12 protein-coding genes are annotated in these 12612 nt (G+C 64.2%); 8 read left to right on the forward strand and 4 right to left on the reverse strand.

What is annotated here, in order from left to right; all coding sequences use genetic code 11:
• Positions 1–239: 239 nt before the first annotated feature.
• The 3 genes from metK to CU110_RS00390 all read left to right on the forward strand — a co-directional run bounded on the left by metK (position 240) and on the right by CU110_RS00390 (position 3396).
• Entirely contained in the window at positions 240–1460 is a 1221-nt protein-coding gene (gene metK / locus CU110_RS00380; protein WP_077379939.1) for a methionine adenosyltransferase, read from the forward strand.
• Positions 1461–1543: 83 nt separating this feature from the next.
• Positions 1544–2047, forward strand: a complete 504-nt coding sequence (locus CU110_RS00385) for a YgjP-like metallopeptidase domain-containing protein (RefSeq protein WP_077379941.1) — start codon at positions 1544–1546, stop codon at positions 2045–2047.
• A gap of 77 nt (positions 2048–2124) precedes the next feature.
• Positions 2125–3396, forward strand: coding sequence for a sodium:proton antiporter (locus CU110_RS00390; RefSeq protein ID WP_077379943.1), 1272 nt, complete (start codon positions 2125–2127; stop codon positions 3394–3396).
• A 99-nt stretch (positions 3397–3495) separates the two neighbouring features.
• Here CU110_RS00390 and CU110_RS00395 read toward each other — a convergent pair whose 3' ends face one another.
• On the reverse strand, positions 3496–4236 hold the full coding sequence (locus CU110_RS00395) for an aspartate/glutamate racemase family protein (protein ID WP_084207734.1): 741 nt from the start codon (positions 4234–4236) through the stop codon (positions 3496–3498).
• Positions 4237–4257: 21 nt separating this feature from the next.
• Between CU110_RS00395 and CU110_RS00400 the strand changes: the two genes are divergently transcribed.
• Genes CU110_RS00400 through CU110_RS00410 form a run of 3 tightly spaced genes read left to right on the forward strand, consistent with a single transcriptional unit; the run spans position 4258 to position 7521 of the window.
• A complete protein-coding gene (locus CU110_RS00400; RefSeq protein ID WP_127734301.1) occupies positions 4258–5790 on the forward strand; it encodes an NCS1 family nucleobase:cation symporter-1 in 1533 nt (510 codons plus the stop codon).
• Positions 5739–6656, forward strand: coding sequence for a GGDEF domain-containing protein (locus CU110_RS00405; protein ID WP_127734303.1), 918 nt, complete (start codon positions 5739–5741; stop codon positions 6654–6656). The genes CU110_RS00400 and CU110_RS00405 overlap by 52 nt, the downstream gene beginning before the upstream one ends.
• Positions 6657–6708: 52 nt before the next feature.
• On the forward strand, positions 6709–7521 hold the full coding sequence (locus CU110_RS00410) for a UDP-2,3-diacylglucosamine diphosphatase (protein WP_127734305.1): 813 nt from the start codon (positions 6709–6711) through the stop codon (positions 7519–7521).
• Between the two features lie 3 nt (positions 7522–7524).
• Here the strand turns inward: CU110_RS00410 and CU110_RS00415 are convergent, their stop codons facing one another.
• Positions 7525–8454, reverse strand: a complete 930-nt coding sequence (locus CU110_RS00415; RefSeq protein WP_084207736.1) for an AEC family transporter — start codon at positions 8452–8454, stop codon at positions 7525–7527.
• Positions 8455–8517: 63 nt separating this feature from the next.
• Between CU110_RS00415 and metF the strand changes: the two genes are divergently transcribed.
• Positions 8518–9369, forward strand: a complete 852-nt coding sequence (metF, locus tag CU110_RS00420) for a methylenetetrahydrofolate reductase [NAD(P)H] (RefSeq protein WP_077379955.1) — start codon at positions 8518–8520, stop codon at positions 9367–9369.
• Between the two features lie 159 nt (positions 9370–9528).
• Positions 9529–10098 (forward strand): superoxide dismutase family protein, encoded by a 570-nt coding sequence (sodC, locus tag CU110_RS00425; RefSeq protein WP_084207737.1) that lies wholly within the window; start codon positions 9529–9531, stop codon positions 10096–10098.
• A gap of 1 nt (position 10099) precedes the next feature.
• Here the strand turns inward: sodC and CU110_RS00430 are convergent, their stop codons facing one another.
• Together CU110_RS00430 and prlC are read right to left on the reverse strand one after the other, a co-directional pair.
• Positions 10100–10351, reverse strand: coding sequence for a YheV family putative zinc ribbon protein (locus tag CU110_RS00430; protein ID WP_084207738.1), 252 nt, complete (start codon positions 10349–10351; stop codon positions 10100–10102).
• A 133-nt stretch (positions 10352–10484) separates the two neighbouring features.
• Positions 10485–12533, reverse strand: coding sequence for an oligopeptidase A (prlC, locus tag CU110_RS00435; protein ID WP_084207739.1), 2049 nt, complete (start codon positions 12531–12533; stop codon positions 10485–10487).
• Positions 12534–12612 lie beyond the last annotated feature (79 nt).

The raw sequence follows: 12612 nt of genomic DNA on the forward strand, positions 1-12612 counted from the left end.
CTTGCTGACTTATGCCGGTTGGTGTCCTTCTTGTGGCAAAAAGGTCTCGAAACGGCCGTCGTGCAGTCCGCATGGCGCTAGGCACTCACATAAGTGGCGTGTAAACTCGCCCCCCCGAGGCCGGGCCGTCTGTGTCAGTCCTCAACGTGCGCCGCAAGCGTGTTTCTACTCGGTCTCAAGCAGCCATCTGCCGTCAGTGGCCGAATCATCCCCGCATCCGAAAAGAGGGTCGAGGACCAATGAGCGAATACTCACTCTTCACATCCGAGTCCGTGTCCGAAGGGCACCCGGACAAGATTGCCGACCAGATTTCCGATGCCGTGCTCGATGCCATCATCGCGCGCGACAAGCAGGCACGCGTGGCGTGCGAAACGCTCGTCAAGACAGGCGTGGCCATCGTGGCCGGTGAGATCTCCACCAGCGCGTGGGTCGATCTCGAGGAGCTGGTACGTCGTGTCATCACGGATATCGGCTACACCTCTTCCGATGTCGGTTTCGACGGCGAGACCTGTGGTGTCCTGAACCTGATCGGCAAGCAGAGCGTCGATATCGCCCAGGGCGTCGATCGCACCAAGCCGGAAGATCAGGGCGCGGGCGACCAGGGCCTGATGTTCGGCTATGCCACCAACGAGACCGACTCCTTCATGCCGGCGCCGATCCACTACGCTCACCGTCTGGTGGAGCGTCAGGCGGAACTGCGCAAGAACGGCATGCTGCCGTGGCTGCGTCCGGATGCGAAGAGTCAGGTCACCTTCCGCTACGACGAAGCCGGCAAGCCGGTCGCCGTCGAAGCCGTCGTGCTGTCCACCCAGCATGACCCGGAAGTGTCCCAGGAAGACCTGCGCGCGATGGTCAAGCGCGAGATCATCGAGCAGGTCCTGCCGGCCGAGTGGCTGTCCGAGACCACCGAATACCACATCAACCCGACCGGCAACTTCGTCATCGGTGGCCCGGTGGGTGACTGTGGTCTGACGGGCCGCAAGATCATCGTCGACACCTACGGCGGCATGGCCCGTCACGGTGGTGGTGCCTTCTCCGGCAAGGACCCGTCCAAGGTCGATCGCAGCGCCGCCTATGCCGGTCGTTACGTGGCCAAGAACGTCGTCGCCAGCGGTCTGGCCGACAAGTGCGAGATCCAGGTCTCCTACGCCATCGGTGTCGCCGAGCCGACTTCCGTCTCGATCAACACCTTCGGCACCGGCAAGATCAGCGATGCCAAGATCGTCGAGCTGGTGCGCGAGCACTTCGACCTGCGTCCGTATGCCATCACCACCATGCTGGATCTGGCGCACCCGATGTATCAGCTGACCGCTGCCTACGGCCACTTCGGTCGTGAGCCGTTCGAGCACAGCTACAGCTGGACCGACGTGACCGGCGAGAAGAAGACCGAAACCTTCACCGCCTTCCCGTGGGAAAAGACCGACCGTGCCGCTGGCCTCAAGGCTGCTGCCGGCCTGTAAGGTCGTCAGCTCGACAGGCCTGGCAGGGGAGGGGCATCTCGCCCCTCTGACCCTTTGTGGGACAGCAACAGGAGAGAGGCCCAGTGGCTGATCTACGCTATCTCAAGGGCTACGGCCCCGAGATCCAACAGCAGGCGAGTGAACTGCTGGCGTCGGGCAAGACGGCAGCCTTCTTTCTCGCTAGATATCCCGAGCCACATCAGCTGCAGGGGGCCCGTGCGCTGCATGACTACACCATGGCGCTGAAGAATCAGTACCTGCGCAGCTCGGCGCCGATCAGCAAGGTGGTCTATGACGACCGGATTCACGTCATCGACAACGCCCTGGGGCTGCACACCTTCGTGTCGCGGGTGCAGGGCAACAAGCTCAAGGCCAAGCACGAGATCCGCATCTCGTCGTTGTTTCGGCGCCTGCCGGAGCCGCTGCTGAACATGATCGTGGTCCATGAGCTGGCGCATCTGCGCGAGAAGGCCCACGACAAGGCGTTCTATCGACTCTGCTGTCACATGCAGCCGGAGTATCATCAACGTGAGTTCGAGCTGCGTCTCTATCTCTGTCACCGTGAACGTCACGGCGATCTCTGGTAGTCACGGCCAGTGCTGGGGAATGACAAGGACGTCATGCCCGCCAGGGTATCGGCGCCACTGCAAAGGATCGTTTTCGGATGCTCAATCTCGCTGCACTGTTCATTACCATCACTGCCGTGTGCATGTGGTTCAACCACCGGGTCCTGCGCCTGCCCCCGACCATCGGCGTGATGGCCATCGGTCTGGTGCTGTCACTCGGCGTGATCGGGCTGGATCACTTCGCAGTGACCACCGTCGTGGCCGACATCGCGGAAGACTGGCTGGGGCGCATCAACTTCAACAGCCTGCTGATGGACGGCATGCTGTCCTTCCTGCTGTTCGCCGGTGCGCTGCACGTGGATCTCTCGCGTCTGAAGGCCTACCGGCGCTCCATCGGCCTGCTGGCCACGCTGGGCGTGCTGGTCTCGACCCTGGTGATCGGCTCCGCCGCCTGGTGGCTGTTCCAGTGGGCCGGCATCGAGGTGCCCTACCTGTATTGCCTGGTGTTCGGCGCGTTGATCTCGCCCACCGACCCGATCGCCGTGCTCGGCATCATGCGCAGCGCCGGGGCGCCTGCCGACATGGAGATCCGCATCGTCGGCGAGTCACTGTTCAATGATGGCGTGGCGGTGGTGCTGTTCACCGCGCTGTTGAGCGCGGCCTCGGCGGGCAGCGGTGAGGTCGAGCTCGGCCACATGGGGCTCCTGTTCCTCGAGGAAGCCGGCGGCGGGATTCTGCTCGGTCTGGCACTGGGGGCGCTGGTCTATCAGCTGATGCGCAGCATCGACCAGTATCAGGTCGAGGTGATGCTGAGCCTGGCGCTGGTGTTGGGCGGCTACGCGCTGGCCTCGGCGCTGCACGTCTCCGGCCCCATCGCGATGGTGGTGGCGGGGCTGATCATCGGCAACATGGCGCGTGATGGCGCCATGTCCGACAACACCCGCCGCTATCTGGACGGTTTCTGGGAGCTGGTCGACGAGATTCTCAACGCGGTGCTGTTCGTGCTGATCGGCCTCGAGCTGGTGCTGATGCCGATCACCCTGACCTCGATCGGTATCGCCCTGGCGCTGGTGGCGGTCATCCTGCTCTCGCGTCTGGCGCTGATCGGCATTCCGCTGAGCATCTTGCGGCGCTGGTATACCTTCCGGGCCGGCACCACGCGCGTGCTCACCTGGGGGGGACTGCGTGGCGGCATCTCGGTGGCACTGGCCCTGGCGATTCCCGAAGGTGACTTCCGCGAGCCGCTGGTGGTTACCACCTACATCATCGTGCTGTTCTCGATCCTCGTGCAGGGGTTGAGCATCGGCAAGCTGGTGACCGCAGTCGTCGGAGATCGCTCTCGCTCGGAGGCGCCGCACGACCAGCATTGAGTCAGAGCCTGCCAAGAGAAACGCCCCCTCACTGATAGCAGTGAGGGGGCGTTTTCGTTGCTGTCGAGAGAGGCAAGCCAAGGGCATCGCAATGGCGGGTCAGAGGGCGGCCAGCCCCCGGGCAAAGACGCCGCTGAGCGGCTTGGCCTCGCCGCCCGGTGCCGCGCGGGTGACGGCGGGCTGGCGCATCAATGTCAGCAGCAGATCCCGTCCCGCCAGTAGCGGGTCGACCACCGGCAGACCGATATCCCGAGCGATGGCGTCGCGCAGCGGCCCCATCGCGGCGCAGCCCAGCACGATGCTGCCGGCACCGCTCGCCCTGGCCTGCTCACAGCTCTCAAGCAGCGCCTGCGGGGGAGTGCGTGCCTCGGACAGCGCCAGTACCGGGACGTCACAGGCCAGCAGCGCCTTGCACAGCGGACGCATCGCATAGCGCTCCAGCAGCTGCTCGGACATCGGCAGCGTGCTGGTCATGCTGGTGACGATGGCAAAGGAGGGAGCCGCCAGCGTGGCCATGTGCATGGCGGCCTGGGCGATGCCGATCACCGGCACGGGGCTCAGTTCGCGGGCGGCCTCAAGGCCGGGGTCACCGAAGCAGGCCAGCAGATAGCCATCGGCGGGGGGCGTGTCCAGCAGGCCTTCTCTGTCCCGGGTGATCAGACTCAGCAGCGCGACCACCGCCATGGCTTCCTCGACGGCCGTCTCGATGCTGGGGGCGCCATGCTCGGCGGTCAGTACCTCGAGTCGGACGTCGTCCGCGAGCTGTCGTTGCAGCGAGTGCGCCATCTGCTGGCTCATCGCCTGGCTGGTGTTGGGATTGATGACCTTGAGACGCAACATGGCGCCCCTCTGGAGACAACAATGACACCCCAGACTCCCCCTGACCTGAGCAACGCCAGCAAGCGGCTCATCAACGACGACCTCGCGCCCTGCGAGCAGAACTGGAACTGGTACAACATCTTCTCGTTCTGGATGTCCGACGTGCACAGTGTCGGTGGCTATGTCTTCGCCGCCAGTCTGTTCACCCTGGGCCTGGCCAGCTGGCAGATTCTGGTCTCGATGCTGGTGGGGATTCTGGTGGTGCAGGTGTTCGCCAATCTGATCTCGCGGCCCAGCCAGCAGACGGGGGTACCGTTTCCGGTGGTCTGCCGCCAGTCCTTCGGCATCTATGGCGCCAATATCCCGGCGATCATCCGCGGGCTGATCGCGGTGGTGTGGTACGGCATCCAGACGTATCTGGCGGCACATGCCTTGATGCTGGTGCTGCTGCGTTACGTGCCGTCGCTGGAGGGGCTGACCGAGGTCCAGTACCTCGGCCTCTCGCAGCTTGGCTGGTACTGCTTCCTGTTCATGTGGGTGCTGCAGGCGCTGGTGTTCTGGTGGGGCATGAACGCGGTGCGCCGTTTCATCGATTTCGCCGGACCGGCGGTCTATGTGGTGATGTTCGCGCTGGCGGGCTGGATTGTCTGGCAGGCCGGCTGGGACAACATCAGCTTCACGCTGGGCAGCAAGACACTCTCCGGCAGTGATGCCCTGTGGCAGATGGTGATCGCCGCGGCCCTGGTGGCGGGCTACTTCGCGGGTCCGACGCTCAACTTCGGTGACTTCTCGCGTTACTGCGCCACGCCTGGTGACGTGAAGCGTGGCAACTTCTGGGGCCTGCCGGTCAACTTCCTGCTGTTTGCCGTCATCACCGTGGTAGTGGTGTCCGGCACCCAGCCCATCTTCGGCGAGATGCTGCATGACCCGATGGAGACTGTCGCGCGCATCGACAACGGTGTCGCGGCGGCGCTGGGCATCCTGACCCTGGTGCTGGCGACCATCGGCATCAACATCGTGGCCAACTTCGTGTCACCGGCGTTCGATTTCTCCAATGTGGCGCCGTCGCGCATCAGCTGGCGGATGGGCGGCATGCTCGCCGCCGTCGGCTCCATCTTCATCACGCCGTGGAATCTGTTCAACAATCCGGAAATCATCCAGTACACCGTGGGCATTCTCGCCGCAGCCATCGGCCCGGTGTATGGCGTGATCCTGTTCGATCACTACTTGATCCACAAGGGCGGCATCAACACCCGGGCACTGTTCACCGACAGCGCGCAGGGGGAGTATTTCTTCGAGAAGGGCGTCAATGTCGCGGCGGTCAAGGCGTTGCTGGCCTCCTCGGCGGTGACGCTGGTGATCAGCTTCCTGCCGCTGGGTGACATCACCCACTTCACGCTGTTCATCGGCGGCCTGATGGCGGCAGGGCTGTATGGCATCTTCTCGGGATATTGGCTGGGAGATGCCGCCTCCGCGCGCATCTATGTGCCTGCTGGCTCACGCGGCAAGGTGACGATATCGCATTGCTCGGCGCCGTCTGCGCCAATCTGTATTTCTGCTTCGGCGCGACGATGATCCAGGATGCCATCACGCTATCGCTGTGGAACCTGAGCTTCTCGACCTCCATGCTGATCGCCATGCCGGCCTGGCTGGTGTGGGGCTGGCGGTACCAGCTGGTCAGCAGTCTGCCGTTGATACTGGGCTATCTGCCGCTCTTTCTATGGCTGAGCCCGCTCTCGCTCAAGGACCTTGCCGGCGCGGGAGGTGCCTACATGATCGCGACGATGATCATGGCGCCGGCGCTGGCGCACGCTCGCAGCTCCACCTTCCTGCGTACCGTCAAGCTGCGCCGGGCACTGGAGGTGCGCAACGCCGAGCTCAGCCACATGAATCAGCAGCTGCTCACGCAGCAGCATGAGCTGGAATACCGTGCCAACCATGACCTGCTGACCAGCCTGCCCAACCGCCGCTGTGGTCTCGAGTTTCTCGACAGGACGTTGGCCGCCAGCCTGCGAGAACGCCGGTGTCTATCCATCCTGTTCGTGGATGTCGATCGCTTGAAGTACGTCAACGACACCTTTGGCCATCCCCAGGGGGACCGGCTGATCCAGTTGGTCGCCGCAGGCGCGGCACAGGCCGCGGGAGAGGAAGGGATGGCCTGCCGTCTGGGCGGAGACGAGTTTCTGGTCGTGCTGCCCGGGGCCTGCGATATGGCCAGTCAGCAGGCGGCGAATCAGCTGATGCATCACCTGGAGGCGCAACGTCTCGAGGAGCAGATCGCCTTTCCGGTCGAGGTGAGCATCGGGCGGGTCACGCATGACTCGGTACTGCAGGGCGAGATCAGCGTGCAGGATCTCATCCACATCGCGGATGATCGCATGTACCGCCAGAAGCGCGCCGGCCGGCATGCGGTGGTAAAGGGGAGCAATCAGCAGGCGTGAGCGGCCGGCGTCTTCTGCAGAGGCGGCGCCACGGCATGCGTCACTCGGCCAGGTGCGGACATTGTTCATCTCGGACGTGCATCTGGGCACGCCGGACTGTCAGGCGGCGCTGCTCGCGAAACTGCTGCGGCGCGTGCGCCCTGAGCGTCTGTATCTGGTCGGCGATATCGTGGATCTGCTGGCGATGCGCAAGCGTGCGGTGCTCGACAAGGACCAGCAGGCGCTGGTGGCGCGGGTACTGCGCCTGGCACGCAGTGGCTGCGAGGTCATCTACATTCCCGGCAATCACGATGCCGCCTTCCGTCGTCTGTGCGGTCTGAAGCTACACAACGTCAGCATCGAGCGGCGCGCGATTCATACCACGGGCAGTGGACGTCGCCTGCTGGTCTCCCACGGCGATGAATTCGATACCCATGTGCGCATCGCGCCGTGGCTGCTCACGCTGGGGGATGGCATGCACGGCTTCATCCTGTCGCTCAATCGCTGGTGCAACCGCGCGCGTGGCATGTTCGGTCTGCCTTACTGGTCGCTGGCCAGCGCGCTCAAGCGCCGCAGTGGCGTCGCCCAGCGCTATGTGGCCCAGTTCGAGGAGGCGGCCATGCGCCAGGCACGTCTCGAAGGCCTGGATGGCTATGTCGGTGGGCATATCCACCAGGCGGGCTTTCGGGTCGAGGATGGCGTGCTCTACTGCAACGACGGCGACTGGGTAGAGCACTGCACTGCGCTGGCGGAAGATGGCGACGGCGCACTGCATCTGATCGACTGGCAGGGGCAGATCATCGAGACGGCGCCGCGTCATGTGATGCCGCGTCAGGCCGTGCCACCTGCCACCGAGGCCGTCACCCCCGAGATGGCCGGGGCCTGAGCCTCACCCCAGCCCGCTGATCGTCAGCATCCATGACAGGTAGAGTGGGATGATCAGCGGGGCCGCCAGGGTAGTCAGCATCACCGCGATCGCGCCCTTGGCCGGCTGGATGTTCAGCTCGATGGCCAGCACGACCACATTGGCGGCCATCGGCACCACCCCCAGCAGCAGCAGGACCTGCGCCAGTACCGGGTCGAGTGCGAACAGGCTGCCCAGCAGCATCACGCTGCCCAGACTCAGCAGCGGCCACATCACGAAACGCAGGGCAGTCGCGGCCAGGATGAAGCGCGGGTCGACCTCGCGCAGGCTGACACCCCCCAGCGTCATGCCGATGATCATCATGCCCAGCACCGTGTAGCTGTACTTGAAGTAGTCGAGCCCCTCCATGACCGCCCCCGGCACCTGAAGCCCCAGCGTGCCGACCAGCAGTGCGGCCATGAAGGCGTAGATCAGCGGCAGCCGCGCGATCTTCACCAGACTTTGCTGCATCGAGAACTGCCCGCGCGCACTGACGTAGAAGCCCAGCGTGAACTCATACAGGGTGATGCCGAGCAGGCAGAACAGGTACTGGGTCACGCCTTCCGGCGGCAGCAACAGCATCGCGACCGGCAGGCCGAAGTAGCCGGTGTTGCCGGTGCCGGAAGAGAAGGCGAGCAAGGCGGCCTCCTGCGGCGGGAAGAACTTCGCGGCCAGTGGACGCACCAGCAGACAGATGAGGCTCGACAGCGTGAACAGGCCCAATGTCAGACCCAGATCGCTCAAGGAGGGCTCGCCCAGCACCAGTCCGCGGAAGAAGGTCAGCGGCGCGATCACGTAGATCAGCAAGGTGGCGATGGGGCGTGGGTCGATGGCCAGCTTGCGGGCGCACAGTGCGCCGATGGCAACGAAGGTGATCAGCATCCAGAGCGGTTGCTGCAGATCCAGGTGATCCATCACGGTTCCTTGTGAAGCGACAAGAACATCAATGCCGGACACGACCGACCAGGAGGCCGCCCCATGAGCGCCAGCGAACACCCCTCAGGCATCAGTTTCGAGTTCTTTCCACCGAATACCGAGGTGGGACGTGAAAAGCTGATGGGTGTCCGTGACCGCCTGGCCGCGCTGGACCCGGCATTCTTCTCGGTCACCTATGGCGCTGGTGGCTCCACGCGTGAGCGCACCTTCAATACCGTGCAGTCCGTGCGCAGCAGCGGTATCTGCACGGCGCCGCATCTGTCATGTGTCGGCAGCGACCGTGGTGAGCTGCGCGAGATTCTCGGCGAGTATCGCGAGCAGGGCATCAAGCGCCTGGTGGCGCTGCGCGGTGATCTGCCGTCCGGGATGGGCGCGCGCAGTGAACTGCGCCATGCCAATGAGCTGGTGGAGTTCGTGCGTGACGAGACCGGCGATCATTTCGAGATCGCGGTGGCCGCCTACCCGGAGTGTCACCCGCAGGCTGACAACTACCGTATGGATCTGGAGAACTTCGCACGCAAGATGAATGCCGGGGCCGACATCGCCATCACCCAGTACTTCTTCAATGCCGATGCCTACTTCCACTTCGTGGAGCGAGCACGTGATCTGGGCATCCAGCAGCCGATCATCCCGGGCATCATGCCGATCACCAATTACACCAAGCTGGCGCGTTTCTCCGACTCCTGCGGTGCCGAGATTCCGCGCTGGATTCGCAGGCAGCTCGAGAGCTACGCCGATGACAGCGAGAGCCTCCAGGCCTTCGGTACCGAGGTGATCTCGCGGATGAGTCAGCGTCTGCTGGATGGCGGCGCGCCGGGTCTGCATTTCTATACCCTCAACCAGGCCGGGCCGTGTCTCAAGGTGCTGGAAAACCTGGGGATCTCTTCTCGCTGAGGTGTGCTCGCCCGGCGTGCGCGGCAAGTCATTGGCAGAATTGCATTGAATGTGACGTCTCTCGCCCTGAGGTCTGAGGGGTAGCCGCTTGCGACAGCGGCCCGCAAGCCACTCAAGGCGTCGGCAGTGAAGCCGGCCTCAGTGAAGGAGAGATTGGTCATGAATCACGAGACACAGCACACGGCATCCTTTGCGTCATCTACCAGAAAGCCCTTCAAGAGCGCCGCTGCGGTGGCGCTCGGTGCCTGGTTGTTCGGCGGTGTCGCCCAGGCGGCCACCGAGGTGGAAATGCATCGTGTCAGCAGTGACGGGGTCGGCGAGACCGTCGGTAGCATCATGGCCGAGGACACTGCTGATGGTCTGCTGCTGACGCCGAAGATCGAAGGACTCGAAAGCGGCATCCATGGCTTCCACCTGCATGCCAATGCCAGCTGCGAACCCGCCGAGAAGGACGGTGAGGCCGTGGCCGGTGCCGCGGCAGGTGGCCACTTCGACCCAGAGGAGACCGGCACCCACCAGGGCCCGTATGGCGATGGCCACCTGGGCGATCTTCCGGCGCTGAGCGTCGATGCCGATGGCAAGATCTCGCTGCCGGTGTTGGCTCCGCGCCTCAAGGAGAGCGATCTCGGCGGTCATGCGTTGATGATCCACTCCGGCGGTGACAACTACACCGATACGCCCAAGCTGGGTGGTGGCGGCTCGCGCGTTGCCTGCGGCGTGGTCAAATGAGTCAATGCAGCTTGCCGGGGTCCAGGATACGCACCGGCTGGACCTCATCACTCGCGGGCTCGTCGCGTGGCGCGTTCACGCGCGTGGACAGCTCCTCGAGGGTGGGCGGTTCCTCGATGGCCTGTTGCTCGAAGAAGTCACAGGACACGCAGTCACGGTAGCGTGTCTCGTTCTGCTCCCAGGTGCGCAGGCGGTCCATTGCTCCGCAGCGTGGGCAGACGGCACCCGCGATGAAGCGCTTGATGGTAGACATGGTGCCTCCAGTCAGGATCTGGTTGTGTCAGGCCGCTCGGCATCGGGCAATGCGAGCGTCAGGCGGACGATGCGCCATATGATACGCCCCCGACCGGCAAAGGTCAGGGGCGCAGGGACAGCGGTGTGTGATCTCAGGCCGCCTGGGCACCGATGCCGGAGTGACGCAGCAGGGCATCGACCTGCGGGTCACGGCCCCGGAAGGCGCGGAACAGCTCGGCGGCATCACGCGAGCCACCCTTGGCCAGTACCTCTTCCCGGAATCGCTGACCGGTGGCGGTGTCGAAGACGGCGCTTTCCTCGAAGGCGCTGAAGGCATCCGCCGACAGCACTTCGGCCCACTTGTAGCTGTAGTAACCCGCGGCGTAACCGCCGGCGAAGATGTGGCTGAAGCCATTCTGGAAGCGGTTGAACTCGACCGCCGGGACCACGGCGACCTTGCTGCGTACCTCGTCGAGCAGCGTCTGGACATCGCCGGCGGACGGCGTGTCGAGCTCGTGATGCAGGCGGAAGTCGAACAGCGAGAATTCCAGCTGGCGGACCATGGTCATCGCCGCCTGGAAGTTGCGTGCCGCCTGCAGGCGCTCGAGCATGTCGTCGGGCAGGCGCTCGCCGGTATCCACGTGACGCGCGATCAGATCCAGCCCTTCACGCTCGTAGCAGAAGTTCTCCATGAACTGGCTGGGCAGCTCGACGGCGTCCCACGCCACGCCATTGATGCCGGAGACTTCGGCGACTTCCTGACGGGTCAGCATGTGATGCAGACCGTGGCCGAACTCGTGGAACAGCGTGACCACCTCATCGTGGGTCAGCAGCGCCGGGCGGCCACCCACCGGGCGGGTGAAGTTGCAGGTCAGATAGGCGACCGGCAACTGCAGGCTGCCATCCTCGCGGCGACGACGCACGCGGCACTCGTCCATCCAGGCGCCGCCACGCTTGCCTTCGCGGGCATAGAGATCGAGATAGAAGCCGGCGATCGGCGTGTCATTCTCGATCACCTCGTAGTAGCTGACGTCGTCGTGCCACACCGGCACTTCACGCTGCTGGAAGGTGATGCCGTAGAGGCGATTGACCACCTCGAACAGTCCGTCGATGGCCTGCGGCGCCGGGAAGTAGGGGCGCAGCTGTTCCTGATTGATCGCGTAGCGTGATTCGCGCAGCTTCTCGCTGGCGTAGCCGACATCCCACGGTTGCAGGTCATCGATGCCGAGGCTTTCGGTGGCGTAGGCCGCCAGCTCGTTGAACTCTTCACGCGCCTGGGGCACTGCGCGGGTCGCGAGGTCCTCGAGGAAGCTGATGACCTGTGCCGGCGAGTCGGCCATCTTGGTCGCCAGTGACAGTGAGGCGTAATCGTCGAAACCGATCAGCCTGGCCAGTTCCTGACGCAGGGCCAGAATCTCCTCGATCACCGGACCGTTGTCGAAATCACCGGCGTTGGGACCCTTTTCCGAGGCGCGGGTGACGAAGGCGGTGTAGACCTCCTCGCGCAGCTCGCGGTTGTCGGCGTAGCTGAGCACCGGGAAGAAGCTCGGGAAGTCCAGGGTGATGCGATAGCCTTCCAGCCCCTTGGCCTCGGCGTTGGCCTTGAGCGCCGCGAGGCCGCTTTCCGGCACGCCCGCCAGCGCCTCTTCCTCGACATCCTTGTGCCAGGCCTGGGTGGCATCCAGCACATGGTTGGAGAAGGTGTTGGAGAGTTCGGACAGGCGCGCCTGGATCTCGCCATAACGCTGCTTCTTGTCCTGGGGCAGATCGACACCGGCGAGACGGAAATCGCGCAGACTGTTGGTGATCGCCTTCTGCTGGGCTTCATCGAGGCTTGCGAATTCATCGCTGTCCGCAAGGCGCTGATAGGCCGCAGCCAGATCGCTGTTCTGACCCACCCAGGTGGAGTAGGCCGACAGCTTGGCCAGACAGGCCTGATAGGCCTCGCGCAGCTTGGGGGAATTCATGGTCGAGTTGAGGTGCGAGACCGGTGACCAGGCCTGACTCAGGCGGTCGCCCAGCGCTTCCAGCGGCGCGGCGAAGTTGTCCCAGCGCGTGTCGTCGCGGGTGGCCTCGATCAGGCGCTCGATCTCCTGCTGGTTGTGCTCCAGCAGTTCGCTGATCGCGTCTTCGACATGCTCGGCCTTGAGGGTGTCGAAGGGGGGCAGAGTGTTGCGTTCCAGCAGGGGATTGATCGACATCGTGTACCTCGCGTCATTCGGATGGGCGGCAGCGGTGAACGGTAAAGGAAGACTGGCGCATCGGAGGCGCCACGAGAAC

Origin of the sequence: Cobetia sp. ICG0124 (assembly GCF_004006355.1) — a bacterium.
GTDB lineage: Bacteria > Pseudomonadota > Gammaproteobacteria > Pseudomonadales > Halomonadaceae > Cobetia > Cobetia marina.

What these genes read in the sequence shown, in the direction of transcription:
- CU110_RS00390 (WP_077379943.1), top strand. Translation starts at nt 2,125, where the DNA reads ATGCTCAATCTCGCTGCACTGTTCATTACCATCACTGCCGTGTGCATG.
- CU110_RS00395 (WP_084207734.1), bottom strand. Translation starts at nt 4,236, where the DNA reads ATGTTGCGTCTCAAGGTCATCAATCCCAACACCAGCCAGGCGATGAGC.
- CU110_RS00400 (WP_127734301.1), top strand. Translation starts at nt 4,258, where the DNA reads ATGACACCCCAGACTCCCCCTGACCTGAGCAACGCCAGCAAGCGGCTC.
- prlC (WP_084207739.1), bottom strand. Translation starts at nt 12,533, where the DNA reads ATGTCGATCAATCCCCTGCTGGAACGCAACACTCTGCCCCCCTTCGAC.
- sodC (WP_084207737.1), top strand. Translation starts at nt 9,529, where the DNA reads ATGAATCACGAGACACAGCACACGGCATCCTTTGCGTCATCTACCAGA.
- CU110_RS00415 (WP_084207736.1), bottom strand. Translation starts at nt 8,454, where the DNA reads ATGGATCACCTGGATCTGCAGCAACCGCTCTGGATGCTGATCACCTTC.
- CU110_RS00430 (WP_084207738.1), bottom strand. Translation starts at nt 10,351, where the DNA reads ATGTCTACCATCAAGCGCTTCATCGCGGGTGCCGTCTGCCCACGCTGC.
- metF (WP_077379955.1), top strand. Translation starts at nt 8,518, where the DNA reads ATGAGCGCCAGCGAACACCCCTCAGGCATCAGTTTCGAGTTCTTTCCA.
- metK (WP_077379939.1), top strand. Translation starts at nt 240, where the DNA reads ATGAGCGAATACTCACTCTTCACATCCGAGTCCGTGTCCGAAGGGCAC.